The 17,198-nt window shown below is 74.4% G+C and carries 16 protein-coding genes; 6 read left to right on the top strand and 10 right to left on the bottom strand.

Annotation, left to right across the window (positions count from 1 at the left end; genetic code table 11):
* Nucleotides 1-38: 38 nt before the first annotated feature.
* The 3 genes from ADK55_RS06430 (at nucleotide 39) to ADK55_RS06420 (ending at nucleotide 2,177) form a co-directional block, all read left to right on the top strand.
* Entirely contained in the window at nucleotides 39-431 is a 393-nt protein-coding gene (locus ADK55_RS06430; RefSeq protein WP_053676480.1) for a DUF6325 family protein, read from the top strand.
* Nucleotides 431-805: an SHOCT domain-containing protein gene (locus ADK55_RS06425; protein ID WP_053676479.1), complete on the top strand. Its 375-nt coding sequence runs from the start codon at nucleotides 431-433 to the stop codon at nucleotides 803-805. Before ADK55_RS06430 ends, ADK55_RS06425 begins: the two co-directional genes overlap by 1 nt.
* Before the next feature lie 160 nt (nucleotides 806-965).
* Nucleotides 966-2,177, top strand: a complete 1,212-nt coding sequence (locus ADK55_RS06420; protein ID WP_078998559.1) for a C40 family peptidase — start codon at nucleotides 966-968, stop codon at nucleotides 2,175-2,177.
* On the opposite strand, the gene ADK55_RS06415 is transcribed toward ADK55_RS06420, so the two are convergent.
* From ADK55_RS06415 to ADK55_RS06395, 5 genes are read right to left on the bottom strand one after another with little or no spacing between them, the layout of a single operon-like run.
* The gene (locus tag ADK55_RS06415) at nucleotides 2,090-3,388 is read right to left on the bottom strand and encodes a styrene monooxygenase/indole monooxygenase family protein (protein WP_053676478.1); all 1,299 of its coding nucleotides are present in this window, start codon (nucleotides 3,386-3,388) and stop codon (nucleotides 2,090-2,092) included. The two genes, ADK55_RS06420 and ADK55_RS06415, sit on opposite strands and share 88 nt — an antisense overlap.
* A gap of 44 nt (nucleotides 3,389-3,432) precedes the next feature.
* The gene (locus ADK55_RS06410; RefSeq protein ID WP_053676477.1) at nucleotides 3,433-4,062 is read right to left on the bottom strand and encodes an ATP/GTP-binding protein; all 630 of its coding nucleotides are present in this window, start codon (nucleotides 4,060-4,062) and stop codon (nucleotides 3,433-3,435) included.
* Nucleotides 4,043-4,426, bottom strand: coding sequence for a DUF742 domain-containing protein (locus tag ADK55_RS06405; protein WP_053676476.1), 384 nt, complete (start codon nucleotides 4,424-4,426; stop codon nucleotides 4,043-4,045). The genes ADK55_RS06410 and ADK55_RS06405 overlap by 20 nt, the downstream gene beginning before the upstream one ends.
* Nucleotides 4,423-4,896: a roadblock/LC7 domain-containing protein gene (locus ADK55_RS06400; RefSeq protein ID WP_053676475.1), complete on the bottom strand. Its 474-nt coding sequence runs from the start codon at nucleotides 4,894-4,896 to the stop codon at nucleotides 4,423-4,425. Before ADK55_RS06400 ends, ADK55_RS06405 begins: the two co-directional genes overlap by 4 nt.
* On the bottom strand, nucleotides 4,893-8,096 hold the full coding sequence (locus tag ADK55_RS06395) for a nitrate- and nitrite sensing domain-containing protein (RefSeq protein ID WP_053676474.1): 3,204 nt from the start codon (nucleotides 8,094-8,096) through the stop codon (nucleotides 4,893-4,895). The genes ADK55_RS06400 and ADK55_RS06395 overlap by 4 nt, the downstream gene beginning before the upstream one ends.
* Nucleotides 8,097-8,493: 397 nt before the next feature.
* Between ADK55_RS06395 and ADK55_RS06390 the strand changes: the two genes are divergently transcribed.
* The gene (locus ADK55_RS06390; protein WP_053676473.1) at nucleotides 8,494-9,267 is read left to right on the top strand and encodes a protein phosphatase 2C domain-containing protein; all 774 of its coding nucleotides are present in this window, start codon (nucleotides 8,494-8,496) and stop codon (nucleotides 9,265-9,267) included.
* Between the two features lie 58 nt (nucleotides 9,268-9,325).
* Here ADK55_RS06390 and ADK55_RS06385 read toward each other — a convergent pair whose 3' ends face one another.
* From ADK55_RS06385 to ADK55_RS06365, 5 genes are all read right to left on the bottom strand, one after another.
* The gene (locus ADK55_RS06385) at nucleotides 9,326-9,772 is read right to left on the bottom strand and encodes a MarR family winged helix-turn-helix transcriptional regulator (RefSeq protein WP_053676472.1); all 447 of its coding nucleotides are present in this window, start codon (nucleotides 9,770-9,772) and stop codon (nucleotides 9,326-9,328) included.
* 123 nt (nucleotides 9,773-9,895) lie between these two features.
* Complete coding sequence (lon, locus tag ADK55_RS06380; RefSeq protein WP_053676471.1) at nucleotides 9,896-12,292, bottom strand: endopeptidase La; 2,397 nt, start codon at nucleotides 12,290-12,292, stop codon at nucleotides 9,896-9,898.
* Between the two features lie 163 nt (nucleotides 12,293-12,455).
* A complete protein-coding gene (locus ADK55_RS06375; RefSeq protein ID WP_053676470.1) occupies nucleotides 12,456-13,244 on the bottom strand; it encodes a DUF4097 family beta strand repeat-containing protein in 789 nt (262 codons plus the stop codon).
* A 64-nt stretch (nucleotides 13,245-13,308) separates the two neighbouring features.
* Nucleotides 13,309-14,151, bottom strand: a complete 843-nt coding sequence (locus tag ADK55_RS06370) for a sulfurtransferase (protein WP_053676469.1) — start codon at nucleotides 14,149-14,151, stop codon at nucleotides 13,309-13,311.
* A 139-nt stretch (nucleotides 14,152-14,290) separates the two neighbouring features.
* Nucleotides 14,291-15,715, bottom strand: coding sequence for a hypothetical protein (locus tag ADK55_RS06365; RefSeq protein WP_234349916.1), 1,425 nt, complete (start codon nucleotides 15,713-15,715; stop codon nucleotides 14,291-14,293).
* 41 nt (nucleotides 15,716-15,756) lie between these two features.
* On the opposite strand from ADK55_RS06365, the gene ADK55_RS06360 reads away from it, so the two are divergent.
* Both ADK55_RS06360 and ADK55_RS06355 read left to right on the top strand, forming a co-directional pair.
* Nucleotides 15,757-16,380 (top strand): hypothetical protein, encoded by a 624-nt coding sequence (locus tag ADK55_RS06360; RefSeq protein ID WP_159041291.1) that lies wholly within the window; start codon nucleotides 15,757-15,759, stop codon nucleotides 16,378-16,380.
* Nucleotides 16,381-16,507: 127 nt separating this feature from the next.
* Nucleotides 16,508-17,197: a spermidine synthase gene (locus ADK55_RS06355; protein ID WP_053676467.1), complete on the top strand. Its 690-nt coding sequence runs from the start codon at nucleotides 16,508-16,510 to the stop codon at nucleotides 17,195-17,197.
* Nucleotide 17,198: the final 1 nt, after the last annotated feature.

Raw genomic sequence — 17,198 nt, 5'->3', positions numbered from 1 at the left:
ACAAACGGTCGGACCATCGGAATCGGGAGTCTCGCCCCATGGGTCCTGTGGAGTTCATCGTCCTGGCCTTTCCGGAGGAACAGTTGCGCGTCCCGGCCGTCGAGGCCGTGATGGGGCTCCGCAAGGCCGGGGTGGTGCGGCTGATCGACGGTCTCGTGGCCACGCGGACGGCGTCCGGTGAGGTCATGGCGTCCGAGTTCGACGAGTTCGTGGAGCTGGCGGGCCTGCTGGCGCACCGGGAGGCGACCCGGCTGATCGGCCCGGAGGACGTCCGCGAGGCGGCGGAGCTCCTGGAGCTCGGCAGTTGCGCGCTCCTGCTGGTCGTCGAGCACGTGTGGGCCGAGGACGCGGCCGTGGCGGTGCGGGCGGCGGGTGGGCGGATCGTGGGGTCGGTCCGGATTCCGGCCGAGCGGGTGGGGGTGGTGGCCTGATGTTCATCAGACCCGTGGCGGCCGCGCCGGCCCGGGCCGACCGGCCGCCGGGCCGACCGCTGCTCCGCGGCCTCCTGGCACGGGCCTCGGGCACCCCGGACCCCGGACGGAACGCCGCGCGGCCCCCGGCCCCCGTCTCGCCGGCCGCGCGGTACGCGGACCCGGACACGGAAACCGACACGGACATCGACGCCGGCACCGGCACCGGCACCGGCACCGGCACTGATGCCTCGGCGGAACCGACCCCGCACGGGTCGACCGGCGCGGGCGAGGGGCTCGTGCGGGAGCTGGCGCAACTGGCCGCCCTCGCCCGCGAGGGATTGCTGACCCCGGAGGAGTTCAGTACGGCCAAGGCCCGCCTGCTCGGTTTCTGACGGACCCTGAAGCGGGGCCGCGGACTCGGGGCGGGAACCGGATCAGGGGCAGAGGGGCTTCGGCGTGGGGCCGGACGGGTGGCCGGGCCCCGCCGCCGGCCCCGCGTGGAGGATTCGTCATACCGGGCGTGGCACCATCGGCCGCCCCGGAGGTGATTACATGACAATTCGACTGCTCCGTGTCGCCTGTGTGGCCGCCGTCCTCATGACGGCCGGTCCCCCGCCCCTCGCCCACGCCGAACCGCTGCCGGCCGCCCCGGCCGCGGAGCCCGTCGGCGTCCTGCTCACCCGCCTCCAAGGCCTGTACCAGAAGGCCGAACAGGCCGCCGAGGCCTACAACTCCACCGAGGTCGCCCTCAAGGCCCGCCAGGACGACGAACGCCGCTCCACCACCGAGTTCTCCAAGGCCAGGGCCGCGCTGCTGACCGAGCGGGCCATCGCCGGCCGGTTGGCCCGGGAGCAGTACCAGGGCTCGCGGGCCGGCGTGCCCCCGTACGTCCGCATGCTGCTCCTCGGGGACTTCCAGAACGCGGCCGACCAGCGCCGGCTCGCCGCGCGCGAGGGAGCCCGGACGGCGGGTGTACTGGCGCGGCTGGAGCGGGGCGAGCAGCGGGCCGGGGCACTGGCCGGCGCGGCCCGCAAGGCCCTCGACGCCCAGCGGGCACTGACCGCCGAACAGAAGAAGCAGCGGGACGAGGTGACGGGCCGGCTCAAGGAGGTCGAGCGGCTGTTGGCCTCGCTGAGCGCGGAACAACTGGCGCAGCTCGACGGCCGCGAGGCCGCGGACACCGCCGAGGCGCAACGGGAGCTGGTGGATTCGGGCCGGCTCGGAACCCCGGGGGCGGTGAGCGCCCGTACGCCGACGGCCGCCGGCGGGGAGGCCCTCACGTACGCGGCCGCGCAGATCGGGAAGCCGTACGTCTGGGGGGCGGAGGGGCCGGGGTCCTTCGACTGCTCGGGGCTGACCTCCCGGGCCTGGGAACACGCCGGGCGGGCGATCCCCCGGACCAGCCAGGACCAGTGGGCCCGGCTGCCCCGGGTCCCCCTGGACCGGCTCCGCCCGGGGGACCTGGTGGTGTACTTCCCCACCGCCACGCACGTGGCCCTGTACATCGGGGACGGGAAGGTGATCCAGGCACCCCGCCCGGGAGCCACCGTCAAGGTGTCGCCGATCGCCGCGAATCCGGTGCTCGGGGCCGTGCGGCCGGACGCGGGAGGGGCGCCGCTCGCCTCGTACACCCCGCCGCGACTGCCCGAGTCGGCCGCGGCGGGGGACGACGGCGGCTATTCGGCGGAGGGGGCTCCCGCGGTCGTGGGGGCTCCCGCGGTCGTGGAGGCCGCCGCCACGGTGGCCGTGACCTCGGCCAGGTAGTCGGCCGCGTCCTCGGGGTCGTAGAAGTACGCGTCGAAGTCGGCCGGGTTGTCGAAGCCGTTGGCGAATCGATCCGCCACCGGCTGGAGCTGCCCGGCCGCACCGATCAGGTTCAGCACGTGCTCCGGCGGGACCCCCAGCATGGCGTTGGTCCACTGGGTGACGGGCTTGCCGGTCGTGAACCAGAACTTGTCGAACGTGGCCTTCATCCACGCCTCGTCGAACGGCTTGTCGCCGTGCATGAGGATCGACGAGAGGTACGAGGCCGCGCACTTGGCCGCCGAGTTGGAGCCCTGCCCGGTGATCGGGTCGTTCGCCACGACCACGTCCGCCACGCCCAGCACCAACCCTCCGCCGGGCAGCCGGCCGATCGGGTTGCGGACCACCGGCGCGTACCGGCCGGCGAGGGTGGCGCCCGCGTCGGTCAGCTCCGCCTTCGTGGCCCGCGCGTACTCCCACGGCGTGAACTTCTCCATGAGCTCCAGCGTCAGTGCCAGGTGCGCGGAGGGATCCGTCGTGCCCTTGAACGCGTCGATCGGGCCGCCCGGGACGCCTTCCCAGAACAGGATGTCCGCGCGGCCCGACGTCGTGAGGGTCGGCATGACGAACAGCTCGCCGACGCCCGGAACCAGGTTGCAGCGCACGGCCTCCGTCTCCGGGTGCTCGGGGCGGGGCCCCAGGCCGTGCACGTAGCTGACCGCGAGCGCGCGCTGCGGCGCGTCGTAGGGGGAACGCGCCGCGTCCCGCCCGAACATCGACACCAGCTCACCCTTGCCGGCGGCGACCAGGACCAGGTCGTAGGTGCGGGAGAAGTAGTCCAGGTCGGCGACGGACGCCCCGTGCACGACCAACTGCCCGCCGCGCTGCGCGAAGGTGTCCAGCCAGCCGGCCATCTTCACGCGCTGGTCGACGGACTGCGCGTCCCCCTTGAGCCGGCCGAGCCAGTCGACGGCCCGGCTGCCGTCCGGGGCGGCGACCGAGACGCCCAGACCCTTGATCCTGGGCGCCTGCCGCGCCCAGAAGTCGAGCTGGAGGTCCCGCTCGTGCTGGAGCGCCGTGTCGAACATGCACTGCGTGGACATGACCCGTCCGGTGCGGATCTCGTCCGCCGTCCGGTTGGACATCAGGGTGACCTCGTACCCCTTGGACTGGAGTCCGAGGGCGAGCTGAAGACCGGACTGGCCGGCTCCCACGACGAGTATCTTGCGCATCACGTTCTCGATTCGGGTCTGTCAGGCCGCCTGACCTGGTGGATCTATTCGGGAGTGGCGTCGAGGGCGTGACCCACCAGGGCCAGCAGCGATTCGACGACGGTCGCCCGCCGCCGGGCATCCATGATCACCACCGGTACGTGGGGCGGGACGGTGAGCGCCTCGCGCACGTCCTCCTCCTCGTAGGAGGCGGAGCCCTCGAAGTGGTTGACGGCGACGGCGTACGGCAGGCCACAGCTCTCGAAGTAGTCGAGGGCCGGGAAGGCGTCGCGCAGCCGGCGGGTGTCGGCCAGCACCAGGCCGCCGATGGCCCCGCGCACCAGGTCGTCCCACATGAACCAGAACCGTTCCTGGCCCGGGGTGCCGTACACGTACAGGACGAGGTCGTCGGCGAGCGTGACGCGGCCGAAGTCCATCGCGACGGTGGTGGTGCTCTTGTCCGGGGTCCCGGACAGGTCGTCGGTGGCCGCACTGGCCTGCGTCATCACCGCCTCGGTGCGCAGCGGGGTGATCTCGGAGAGGGAGGACACGAACGTGGTCTTGCCGACGCCGAATCCACCCGCGACCAGCACCTTGACGGCCACGGGCGCACGCGAGCGGTCGTACTGCCAGGGCTGGGCGGGCTCGTCGTCAGGGGGGACGTCGATGTGACGGTCAGAGACGGCGAAGACCACTGAGCACCCTTTCGAGCAGTGCGCGTTCGGGACGGCCGGTGCCGTGTCCCGTGCCGTAGACGCGTATCCGGCCCTGGTCGGCGAGGTCGCTGACCAGGACCCGGACCACACCGAGCGGCAGTTTCAGGAGCGCCGCTATCTCGGCGATCGTCCGCATGCGGCGGCACACCTCGACTATGGCGGGCATCTCGGGCATCCGGTCGGGCGTGACGACCGGACCGCTGTCGAGGGCGGCGACGAAGGTCTCCACCAGCAGGACCTGCGTGAACCGGGTCCGGCCGCCCGTCAGCGAGTACGGGCGGACGCGGGCGGGGCGGCGGTCGGCGCCGCGTATCGGCAGCCGGTCGGAGGCCGGACTCCTCACGGGGTGTTCTCCATCGACTGGCGCAGCTCGCTGCGGACTTCGGGGGTCAGTACGTGGCCGGCGCGGCCGACGAACAGGGCCATGTGGTAGGCCACGACGCTCATGTCGCAGTCGGGCGTGGCGTGCACGCCGAGCAGCGAGCCGTCGCTGATGACCATGACGAAGACGGAACCGTGCTCCATCGCCACCATGGTCTGTTTCACGGAGCCGCCGTCCATGAGGGAGGCGGCGCCCGTGGTCAGGCTGCCGAGCCCGGACACGATGGTGGCGAGGTCGGCCGAGGCCCCTCGGGGGCCCTTGGGCCGGTCCTGCGGGGACTGCGCCGGCGGCTCGGAGGAGAGCAGCAGCAGCCCGTCCGAGGAGACGACGGCGACGGAGTTGACGCCGGGAACCTCCTTGACCAGGTCGGTCAGCAGCCACTGCAGGTTGCGGGCCTGGGTGCTCAGTCCGTACGTACTGGGCGCGGTCATGTGCGTGCCTCCTGTGCGGTGTCCCCCTGGTCGGTCTGTTCCCGGTCCTGCCCGCGGTCCTGCGCGAGCTCGGCCTCGACGACACGTCTGCCGTCCTGGGTCCCCTGGTAGAAACCGCCGAGCCTGCGGCGCAGTTCGTCGGCGTCCACCCGGCGCGGTTCGGGGCGCGCGTCGGCGGGGCGACCTCCGGTGGCCACGTTGCGCGGGGTCCGTTTGGGGAGTCCCTTGTCGGTCAGGACGTCTTCGGGGTGGCCGGCCTGGCGCGGGACCCAGTGGTCCTCGGCCTCGGCCCGCCGGTGCGGATCGGACGCCGCGGCGACGGGCCGCACGGGCAGTCCCGGTGCCGCGGCGGGCCGTGTCCGGCGGGGCAGCCCCTGGGCGGGGTCCGTGTCGCCCGGTGCCGCGGCCTCGGGGGCGGGCACCGTGAAGGCCTGCTCGGCCGGGGGCGACTGGGCGTCCGGGGTCAACTGGGCGTCCGGGGCCACGAAGGCCTCCGCGTCGGCCTCCGACACCACCCGGGCGAGGAGTTCCTCGTCGGCGGACAGCACGGGCTGCGGATCCGGGACGGCTGCCGGGGCGTCGATCGCGTCGGCGGCCTCGTTCGGGGCGTCGTCCGCGGTCTCGCCCGCGGCGTCGTCCGTGGCGTCGCCCGGGTCGCTCGGCTCGTCCGGGGCGTCGCTCGCGGCCGGCGCGGCCGGTTCTTCGGCGGACGCCTGCTCCTGCGGCTCCCGCGCGGGGACGGTGAACACCTGGTCGGCGGTCGGCAGCGGCTCGGAGTCCGCGCGGGCCTCGAACTCGGCCTCGACCTCGGCCTCGAACTCCGCGTCGAAGGCGGCCTCGGTCTCGGCGAGCGGCTCGGCCTCCGGGTCCGAGAGCGGTCCCGGAACCGGGTCCGTCCCCTTGCCGGACTCGGCGTCCGCCGCCGCGCCCGCCGCCCTGTCCGTGTCCATGGCCGGGTCGCCGAACGGGTCGCCGAACGCGGCGGCCAGGTCGGCGGCGATCCCCGGATCCCCGGCCGGTTCGCCCGCCGGTTCGAGCGCGGGCTCGGCCGCGGTCTCCACGACCGGGTCCGCCGCCGGGGGCGTCCGCTGGGACATCAGCGTGTTCTCGTTCGCCTCGGCGACAGCGCCGGGCAGGCGCAGCCCGGACGCGCCGGGCGTGACGACGGAGTGGACCGGCGAGGTGGGCGGCGTGGTCGGCAGCAGTGTCGCCGGGACGACCACGAGGGCCTCGGTCCCGCCGTGCCGGGGCGCCCGCAGTTCGGCGGTGACGCCGTGTCGGGCGGCGAGCCGGCCGGCCACGTACAGGCCGAGCCCCAGGCCGTGCTCCGACTCGGGTTCCTCGTCGTACGCCTCGGGGGTGGCCAGTCGGGCGTTGAGGGCCGCCATCCGGTCCTCGGTGACTCCGATGCCCTCGTCGAGCACGGACAGCACCACTTCGCCGGTGTCCAGCAGTCGGCCGGACACCTTCACCTTGACGTCCGGCGGCGAGAAGGTCGTCGCGTTCTCCAGCAGTTCCGCGAGGACGTGCGAGATGTCGTCGGCGGCGTGCCCGGCGACCTGCGTGTACGAGGGCATCGCCGCGAGGTCGACGCGCTCGTACCGCTCGATCTCGCTGACGGCTGCCCGCATCACGTCGACCAGCGGCACCGGCAGGGCCTGTCCGTGGCCGTGTTCCTGGCCGGCGAGGACCAGCAGGTTCTCGTTGTGACGGCGCATCACCGTCGCGAGGTGGTCGAGCTTGAACAGGGTCGCGAGCCGGTCCGGGTCCTGCTCGTTGGACTCCAGCTCCTCGATGACCGCCAGTTGGCGCTCCACGAGACCCAGGGTGCGCAGGGACAGGGACACCGACGTCGTCGACATGACGCGGCGGTGCTCTTCGAGCCCGGCCCGCAGCTGCCTGAGTTCGGCGTCCAGGGCCTCGCGGCCGGAGGTCAGTGCCTCGTTGCGGCCGATGAGGCGGCGCCGGTCGGCGTCGAGTCCGGCGATCCGGGTGTGCAGGGAGACCGTCTGGTCCCGTACCGCGTTCAAGTGGCTGACGACCTCGGCGAACTCGTCGTTGCGGCCGGTGAAGCGCACCGGCTCGACGGAGCCCTCCGGGGTCGCCAGTCGCTGGGCGCCCCGGCGGAGCACCGAGAGGGGCCGGGTCAGGGAGCGGGCGACGGCCGTCGAGAAGCCGACCACGAACAGGAACAGCACGCCCACGAAGGCGATCAGCAGTTCGAGGCGGGTCACGTCGTCGTCGCGCAGGGTCGCGAGGGCGGTGGCCCGTCGACTCGCCAACGTGGATTCGACCGACTGCATCCGGTCGACGCGGGCGGTGAGCGCGGCGCCCACGGCGGCGCGGTCGACCTTGCGGTCGGTCGAGTTCAGGGTCGGCCGGTCGGTGAGCCGCTTGAGGTACTCCTCGGCGGTCTTGACCTCGGGGCCGGTGACGGTGGCGGCGAGCGTCTCCCGTACGTCCGGTCGCGCGGTCCGCGAGAAGTCGTCGAGGGCGGCCTGTTCCCGGACCCGGGAGCGCTGGGCGGCGACGGTGAGTTCGTCCACGGACGCCAGGCTCACGGCCTGCTCGGAGCGCGGGACGCCCAGGGCCGCGAGCAGCAGGCCCCGGGTGGCGCCGGCCTGTTCCACGGCCTGTCCGAGCGGGGCCAGCGGCCGGGTGGTGACCAGGGCGGCCTCCGCGCGGGGCGGGGTCAGTTCGACGAGCCGGTCGCCCGGTGCCATGAGGTCCGCGATGACGCCGGCGTAGGCCTGGTGCGCGGCGAGCGCGCCGCCCTTGCCGTCGAGCGCCTCGCTGCGGACGGCCCCGATCCGGCCGAGGGCGACGGACAGGTCCTCGTCGGCCTCCGCACGGACCTCTTCGAGCTGCCGGTCCGTGCGCGCGGTGCGCTCCTGGACGGCGCTCTTGCCGGAGGCGGGGCGGCCCTTGGCGACGTACTCGATGACGGCGTCGCGTTCGTCGCCGATCAGGTGCGCCAGGGTGAGGGCGGCCCGGGTCTGCTCGGCGAGCGTGACCAGCCGCTGGGAGTCGTTCAGTTCTCTCGTCGCGGAGACGACGGCGGGTGCGCCGGCCACCAGGACCGTGAGGCCGGCGACGGCCACACCGATCACCAGCCTGCGGCGCACGCGGACGCGACGTCCTGCGATGGCGGGGCCGTCGGCGCTGGCGGTGCCGTTCTTCCGAGACCGCTTCTTCTGCACCGGTGCTCGCAATCCTGTACGTGTGCTCGTGCTCGTCTACTCGTGTGGCCGAGGTAACGGCCGGTCAACAAGTAAACGCTCCCTGCCCCCTCGTACCGCCTCAGACCATTGCAGTGTGTTGGGAAGAGAGCCGTACATCGCCCACCCGGCCACTCGAAGGAGTGAACATCAAGGAACAGTTGGCGACCAACTCGGGCGGCGTCCGTCAGGGTGCGGCCTTGGACGGGTGGTTGAAAGATGGCTGCGCGCTTTGGCAAGATGCGCGCCCGCACCGCCGGGGCGGCCCGGTACCGCCCGCCACACCCCCCACCCGTTGGTACGGACCTTCCTCGGGTCGGGGTCCGGCGCGCGACCGCCCGGAGCGGCCCGCCGGCACCCCCGCAGGCAGAATGTCCGTATGCGCATCGACCTGGCGACGGCCCCCGGGAACCCGGAACGCCCCAATGAGGACTGGCTGTCGGCCGCGATGCCCACGTCGGGCGGCGGCGTCGTGGTGGCCCTCGACGGGGTGACCCCACCGCGCGGGGACGACGGGTGCGTGCACGGTGTGCCCTGGTTCGTGTCCCGCCTCGGCGGTCGATTGACCGAACTGTCCGGATCGCGGAGGGACATGCCGCTGGACCGGATCCTGGCGGCGTCCATCGAGAGCACCGCCGCCGCCCACCGGGGCACCTGTGACCTTTCTCACGTGCGAACGCCGCAGGCGACGGTGGTCGTGGCGCGCTGGGACGGGGCGACCGTGGAACACCTCGTGCTGTCGGACTCCGTCCTGCTGGTCCAGACCCGGGGCGGTGAGGTCGGCGCCGTCCTCGACGACCGACTGGACCGGGTGCCGCGCGAGGCGCTGCGCTCGGTGGCCGCCGCGGACGCGCTGCGCAATGTCGAGGGCGGGTTCTTCACGGCGGCGGCGGATCCGGAGGTGGCGGGCCGAGCGGTCACCGGGCGGACCCCGCGCTCCGAGGTGCGGGCCCTGGCCGCGCTCACGGACGGCGCGAGCCGTTGGACGGACACCTTCGGGGAGGGCGACTGGGCGGCCTGCCTGGGAGTGCTCCGCAAGGAGGGCGCGCAGGGGCTGATCGCCCGCGTGCGCGCCCTGGAGTGCGACCCCGCCCGCCCGCCGGGCCGCCACAAACGCCACGACGACGCGTCCGCGGTGTACGCGGAGCTGTGACGGGGCGGGAGCGACGGGGCGGCGGGCGACGGGGCGGCGGGCGACGGGGCGGGCCCGGCTACTCCGAGTCCGCGCCCTGGTTCAACTGGTTGAGCAGCCGCGCGAGTTCCGCGACCTCGCCGCGGTCCCAGTCGGCGAGCTTGCGCATGTACTGCTCGCGCCGCGCCCCCCGCACCCGCAGGAACCGCGCCCGCCCCTCCTCCGTGAGCCCGACCAGGAAGGCCCGACCGTCGGCCGGGTCCGGTTCGCGGGCCACCAGCCCCAGCACCTCCAGGGCCCGCAGCTGGCGGCTCATCGTGGCCTTGCCGACCCCGAAGTACGCGGCCAGTTCCGTGGCCCGCTGGCGTCCCGCCGCCTCCAGCCGCACCAGCAGTCCGTACGCGGCGGGCTCCAGCTCCGGGTGGAGTGCGCGGGCCATCTCGCCGGAGGAGGCCCGGGCCCGCCGGAGGAAGACGGACAGCTCCCGCTCCAGGGCAAGGAACTCCTGGTCTTCGCTCCCGTGCACGTCCGGCTCCTGTCGATGGTGGTCCCGTCGCGGTGTGTGTCCGCCCGGTCAGTATTTCGCAGCGGGTACGCCGACGGCCCGGGGCCCCGCCGAAGCGGGGCACCGGGCCGTCCGTGTGCCGGATCAGGCGGCCACCTCGGCGGTGACCTCCGCCCCCACGAGGGCCAGCTCCAGCACCTGACGGACGTCGGTCACCGGGTGTACCTCCAGCCCCTCCAGCACCTCGGCCGGGACGTCGTCCAGGTCGGCCTCGTTGCGCTTGGGAATGATCACGGTGGTCAGGCCCGCCCGGTGCGCGGCGAGCAGCTTCTGCTTGACCCCGCCGATGGGCAGCACCCGCCCCGTCAGCGAGACCTCGCCGGTCATGGCGACGTCCGTGCGGACCTGGCGGCCCGACAGCAGCGAGGCCAGCGCGGTCGTCATGGTGATGCCCGCGCTCGGTCCGTCCTTGGGGACGGCGCCGGCCGGGAAGTGGATGTGCACGCCCCGGTCCTTCAGGTCGGCGACCGGGAGTTCCAGTTCCGCGCCGTGGGAGCGCAGGAAGCTGAGCGCGATCTGCGCGGACTCCTTCATCACGTCGCCCAGCTGGCCGGTCAGGGTCAGCCCGGCGGCGCCGGTCTCCGGGTCGGCCAGGGAGGCCTCGACGTAGAGGACGTCGCCGCCGGCCCCGGTCACGGCGAGGCCGGTGGCCACGCCGGGGACGGCGGTCCGTCGCTCGGCCGGGTCCTGCGCGGACTCCGGGACGTGGTGCGGTCGCCCGATGAGCGCCCGCAGGTCCTCGGCGCCGACGTGGAACGGCAGCTCCCGTTCCCCCAGCTCGTGTTGCGAGGCCACCTTGCGCAGCAGCCGCGCGAGGGAACGCTCCAGGGTCCGTACGCCCGCCTCGCGGGTGTACTCCCCGGCGAGCCTGCGCAGGGCGTCCTCCTCCAGGACCACCTCGTCGGCGCCGAGGCCGGCGCGCTCCAGTTGGCGGGGCAGCAGGTGGTCGCGGGCGATGACGACCTTCTCGTCCTCCGTGTAGCCGTCGAGACGGACCAGCTCCATGCGGTCGGCGAGGGCTTCCGGGATGGCCTCCAGGACATTGGCGGTGGCCAGGAACACCACGTCGCTGAGGTCCAGTTCGACCTCCAGGTAGTGGTCCCGGAAGGTGTGGTTCTGGGCGGGGTCCAGGACCTCCAGCAGGGCGGCGGCCGGGTCGCCCCGGAAGTCGGACCCGACCTTGTCGATCTCGTCCAGGAGGACGACCGGGTTCATCGAGCCGGCCTCCTTGATCGCCCGCACGATCCGGCCGGGCAGCGCGCCGACGTAGGTCCGCCGGTGGCCGCGGATCTCGGCCTCGTCGCGTACGCCGCCGAGGGCGACGCGCACGAACTCGCGGCCCATCGCGTGGGCGACGCTCTCGCCGAGGCTGGTCTTTCCGACCCCGGGCGGGCCCACGAGGGCCAGCACGGCCCCGCCGCGCCGCCCGCCGATGACGCCCATGCCGCGCTCGGAGCGCCGCTTGCGAACCGCCAGGTACTCGGTGATGCGGTCCTTCACGTCGCTCAGTCCGGCGTGCTCGGCGTCGAGCACCGCCCGGGCGCCGCGGATGTCGTACTCGTCCTCGGTGCGCTCGTTCCAGGGCAGTTCCAGCACGGTGTCGAGCCAGGTGCGGATCCAGGAGCCCTCGGGTGACTGGTCGCTGGAACGCTCCAGCTTCTCGACTTCCTTGAGGGCGGCCTCCCGTACCTTCTCCGGCAGGTCGGCGGCCTCGACGCGGGCGCGGTAGTCGTCGGACTCCTCGCCGTCCTTCTCGCCGTTCAGTTCGCGCAGTTCCTTGCGCACGGCCTCCAACTGCCGCCTCAGCAGGAACTCGCGCTGCTGCTTGTCGACGCCGTCCTGGACGTCCTTGGCGATGGACTCGGCGACGTCCTGCTCGGCCAGGTGGTCGCTCAGCGCCTTGACGGCGAGCCGGAGCCGGGCCACGGGGTCGGCCGTCTCCAGCAGTTCCACCTTCTGGGCCACGGTCAGGAACGGCGAGTAGCCGGAGTTGTCGGCGAGCGCCGACACCCCCTCGATCTGCTGCACCCGGTCCACGACCTGCCAGGCCCCGCGCTTCTTGAGCCAGCTGGTGGCGAGGGCCTTGTACTCCTTGACGAGCTCGGTGACGGCGCCGGGCAGCGGCTCGGGCACCGACTCCTCGACGGTCTCGCCCTCGACCCAGAGCGCGGCCCCGGGCCCGGTGGTCCCGGCGCCGATGCGGACGCGTCCGCGCCCTCGGATGAGCGCGCCCGGGTCCCCGTCGGAGAGCCGCCCCACCTGCTCGACGGTCCCCAGCACACCGGTGCCCGCGTACTGTCCGTCGATCCGCGGCACGAGCAGCACCCGGGGCTTCCCGCTGCCCGCGGCGGCCTGGGCGGCCTCCACGGCCGCCCGCACATCGGCGTCGGACAGGTCCAGCGGGACGACCATCCCGGGCAGCACGACCTCGTCGTCGAGCGGCAGTACGGGCAGGGTGAGCGATACGGACGTCGAAGCCATGATCTTCCCTCCGGCAGTGAAGTTGAGCTATGCCGACTCAATGCCGATGAGCCCCCCGATGTTCCCCCACCGCCGTTCGCCGGGGGCGAACACCCCGGCCGCCCCTGGTCCGACGCCCGATCGGCCATCCCCGCCGGCTCCCCGCCGACCCCCTCAGGCCCCCTCAGGCCGCCGAGACGCTGACGTCGCCCGAGGTGGTCCTCACCGCGAGGCGGGCGTCGGCCGCCGGGTCGGTGGGCAGGGCGACCCGGCGGTCGCCCGAGGTGGTCGAGACGTCGACGCGGTAGGGCGCCGACGGCACCGTCAGGGTGACGTTGCCCGAGCCGGTCTCGGCGGCCACCGAGTTCGGGGACGTCGCGAAGGTCAGGCGGGCGTCACCGGACGTGGAGCGGATGTCGGCCCCCGGGCCGGCCAGGGCCGAGCCGGTGATGTCGCCCGAGGAGGTACGGGCCTTCAACGCGCCCGCGATGCGCTCCACCTTCACGTCGCCCGAGGAGGTCTCGACGTCGGCCGCGGCCACCCCGGTCACCGTGACGCGTCCGCTGCTGCTTTCGAGCTTGACCGTCGCGGAGGCCGGCACCTCCAGCCGGTAGTCGACGTAGCAACTGCCGGTGCAGCCGGTGTCGAAGGTGAGCAGGCCCCCGGAGACGTGCTGCTCCGGTCGGGGCGCCGTGTCGCCCCGGTAGTGGACGGTCCGGTGGATGGCGACGCCCGGGCCGTTCCCCGGCGTCACCTCGATGGAACCGTGCCGGGCGCCCATGATCTCGACCGCGGTGACGGCTTCGGCGACGGTGGCGTCGGCGCTCGCGGTCTTCATGGTGTGCGCGGTCAACGAGCAGCCGGTGAGGAGGAGTCCGCCGACGACGGCGCAGGCCGCGGCTGCGGTGCGGGCGGGTCGGGAAACCCGGGCGAGTGCACCGGGGCGGGCGGCGGGCGCGGTGTGGGAAGGCATGACGCCATTCTGACGAGGCGCCGCCCGCGGGGCGATGGGGCCGATACCAGCGGCACGGGTGGGGTTAACCCCCGCTTGTCACCGGCCGGTTGGACGGCAGGCCCCACTCGCTCCAGGAGCCGTCGTACACCGCGAGGTCCCGGTACCCGGCGAGTTCGGCGCCCAGCGCGAGCACGCAGGCGGTCACCCCCGACCCGCAGCTGAGGTACAGGCGTTCCCGGTCGCCCACCGACTCCGCGAAGGTCCGGCGGAGTTCCGCGGCGGGACGCATCAGCCCGTCCGGCCCCTTGAGGTCGCCGAAGGGCAGGTTCAGGGCGCCCGGCATGTGTCCGCCGCGCAGCCCGGGGCGGGGTTCCGGGGCGGTGCCCGCGAACCGTTCCCGGGTGCGGGCGTCCAGCACGGCCGCCGCCGGGTCGGCCAGGGCGTCGGTGACGGCGGCGGCGTCCACCAGCAGTCCGGCGCGGGGGCGGGCGGTGAAGGTGCCGCGGGGTCCCTCGTAGCGGGGCCGGGTGTGTTCCACGGGCAGGCCGGCGGCCTCCCACGCGGGCAGTCCGCCGTCCAGGACGGCGGCCCGGTCGAAGCCCATGGCGCGCAGCATCCACCATGCGCGGGCGCTCGAATGGAGGCCCGCGGCGTCGTACACGACCACCGTGGCCCGGTCGTCGAGGCCGAGGTCCCGCATCGCGCGCTCGAAGTCGGCGGGCGCGGGCATCGTGTGCGGGAGCCCCGTCGTGTGGTCGGACAGGGCGCCGTCGAGGTCGAAGGGTCGGGCGCCCGGGATCCGTCGGTCGGCGCCGCGGTGGGGGGCGACGGAGGCGTCGAGGACGACCAGATCGGGCCCGCCGAGGCGGGCGGCCGCCCAGGAGGCCCCGACCAGGGGGCCCGGGAGGTTCTCGGACACGGTCATGCGGCGCCTCCGGCAGCGTGGTCCACGGGCTCGGCGGTCCGGCCCGCCTCCCATCCAACCACCCGCCGCGGCGGGCCACTCGGGCCGCCGGCCCCACCGTCCCGGCCCCCGCCCCAAGCCCCCTGTCCCGGCGCCTGCCTCAGTCCCGGTCGCAGCCGCCGGCCGCGCCCCGGGCCGCGTAGAGAACGATCCGCGCGCCCCGCACCCGTGTCACCGAGCACTCCACGAACCCGGCGCCCAACGCCTCCCGCTTCGCCACCTCAGCCGGATACGGGTCCAGGGGTTGCCCCTCCGGGTCCAGCAGGGCCACCACCCGGGGGGCCGCGGCCAACCGCGCCCGGATCTCGGCCGGGTCGGCCTCCGTGCCCCACAGGCTCCGCGAGGCGGTCGGGGAGCGGTCCAGGGCGAGGTCGCGAAGGGGCGCGTACGCGGCGGGTGAGGACAGCAGCCACTCGCGGCGCCGGGACGGCATGAACAGCACGGCGTCCCCGGGCCGGGCCCGTTCCCGGACGGCGGCCGCCACCGCGAGCACGTCGTCCTTGCGGCTCTCCGGGGTCCGCAGCCACACCGACCACCAGCCGAACGGCACGAGCAGCGCGGCCGTCACCACCCAGGGCCGGAGCCCGCTCGTGGCCGCGAGCCGGGCCCCGGCGAGCAGGGCGAGCCCGGCCAGCGCGTAGAGGACGTACCGGTCGACGTACCAGGGGTGCGCGAGCGAGACGACCAGCAGCAGCCCGGGCGGCAGCAGTGCGAGCGGCGCGGCGACCCGGACGAGTTCCCGGGGCACCGACGTCCCCCGGGCGAGCAGCGCCACCGCGAGCACGAGCACCCCGTACGCCGCCCAGTCCTGCCCACTCGGCCGCCCGAGCCAGCCCAACTGCCGCTCGGCCTGCGCCGCGCTGACCCGGGCCAGCGGCAGCAGGGCGACCACGACCACCACGGCGCTCCACCGCCAACCGCGCGAGCGCCGGGCGACGAACCCGTGCGCGAGCAGGGCCAGTACGGCGAACTCGTGCAGCCAGCAGCCGAGCAGCAGCACCACCGTGTACGCCGCCCACCGCCCGCACAGCATCAGGTGGGTGGCCCACACCACGGCGCAGGCGACGAGAGCGTACGAGCGCCCCTCCTGCGCGTACATCTGCACGGGCGGCAGGACGGCGTAGACGGTCCCGGCGCACAGCGCGGCCCGCTCCCCCGCCAACCGGTGGGCCACCGCGGCCACCCCGGCGGCGGCCAGGGCGGTCGCGGCGACGGACGGCAGGCGCAGCGCCCACGGGCCGCCGTCCCACAGGGCGAACACGCCGTGCATGAGCAGGTAGTGGAGCCCGTGCACGGCGTCGACCTGCCCGAGCAGCGCCCACAGGTCGCCCAGGGGGCGGTGCGCCACCTGGACGGTGACGGACTCGTCGCGCCACATGCTGCCGCCGGCCGGACCGCGTTCCAGGGACCAGAGCCCCAGGGCGAGGGCGACGAGCGGCGGCACCGCGCGCCAGAGGGCCGTGCGGGCGGTGTCGCGGCTGATGTCGGCCTCCGGGTGCTTCCGCGTGACGGGTGCGGACTCCATACTCGGGGTCCGGGTCGGCCGAATTCCCGCGGGGGTGTGGCGTGCGCGCAGGGCGAGCGGGACGGGCGACGACGGTAGCGAGCGCGGTGCTCGGAGCGGCACTGGCCGCCTTGCTGCTCGGCGGCTGCGGCGGCGACGGGGAACCGGCCGCCCCACGAACGGAACCGACCGCGACGGCCGGCGGTTCGTCGCCCGCGACCCCGTCCGCCCCGTCCGCCCCGTCCGCCCCGTCCGCCGGCACTCCGAGCGCACCCGCCCCCGGGGATCCGACGAGCCCGGGTCCCGGTCCCACCGGCACGACCCCGGCCCCCTCGCCTCGCGTCACCTCCCCGGCCGCGACCCTGGTCCGGGTCACCCGCGGCGGCGGTTTCGCCGGCCGCACCGGCACCCTGGTGATCGGCGAGGACGGCTCCTGGACCCGGCTGGACGGGCGGGCGAAGGAGGTCGGCCGGGGAAGGCTGACCGGCCCTCAACTCGGCACGCTGCGCGCCGCGCTGCGGGAGGCGGACTTCGCCCGGCTGCCCCGGACGTCGAAGAGCGGGACCGTGTTCGACGGGTTCACCTACGCCTTCGTGTACGGGGGCTTCGAGGTGGCCACCGGCGACGGCTCGGTGCCCATCGCCCTGACGCGGGTGTTGGACGCGCTGCCCCCCTTCGAGGACTGAGGGCGCGGACGGGGACGCGCGCCGCGACGCGGACCGGAAGGCGGGCCCGTACCCGGAACAAGCGGCACGGGGGCTTCGTTGTGTCCGGCGACGAGGAGTGGCCGAGCGGCCACCGGAAGGAAGACCGATGACCGCCCCCGCACCGGAACCCGTCACCGTCGACCGCCGTCAAGGACCGTACGGGGAGGTGGTGTTGCGCCGGCGCGGGGAGACGCACGAGATCATCGCCAACGGCTGTTTCCTCATGGACACTTCGGACGGCCGCTCCGAACGCCTGCTGATCGACGCGGCGTTCGCGGCCCTGGACCCGTCGCCGCCGGCCCCGTCCGTGCTCGTCGGCGGTCTCGGCGTCGGCTTCTCCCTCGCCCACGCGGCCTCCCAACCGCACTGGGGTCGGATCGTCGTCGCCGAGCGCGAGGAGGCGATCATCGACTGGCACCGCGGCGGGCCGCTGGCCCCGCTCTCGGCCGCCGCCCTCGCCGACCCCCGGGTCCGCGTCCTGCACACCGATCTCGTCGCCTACCTCCACGACACGGGCGACCGGTACGACGCCCTCTGCCTGGACATCGACAACGGCCCGGACTGGACCGTGACCGACGACAACCGCGGCCTGTACTCCCCCGCGGGCCTCGCCGCCTGCCGGGCCCGCCTCACCGCCGGCGGGGTGCTCGCCGTCTGGTCCGCGCGACCGTCCGAGGCCTTCGAGCAGGCCCTGCGGAATGCCGGATTCGAGTCGGTACGGACGGAAGAAGTGCGAGTCGCCCGAGGTGTCCCGGACGTCGTCCACCTCGCCCGGGGCCCGGTCGGCCCCACATAGC

The organism is Streptomyces sp. WM4235 (assembly GCF_001279725.1).
Lineage (GTDB): Bacteria > Actinomycetota > Actinomycetes > Streptomycetales > Streptomycetaceae > Streptomyces.
This window is presented reverse-complemented; position numbering and strand designations above follow the sequence as displayed.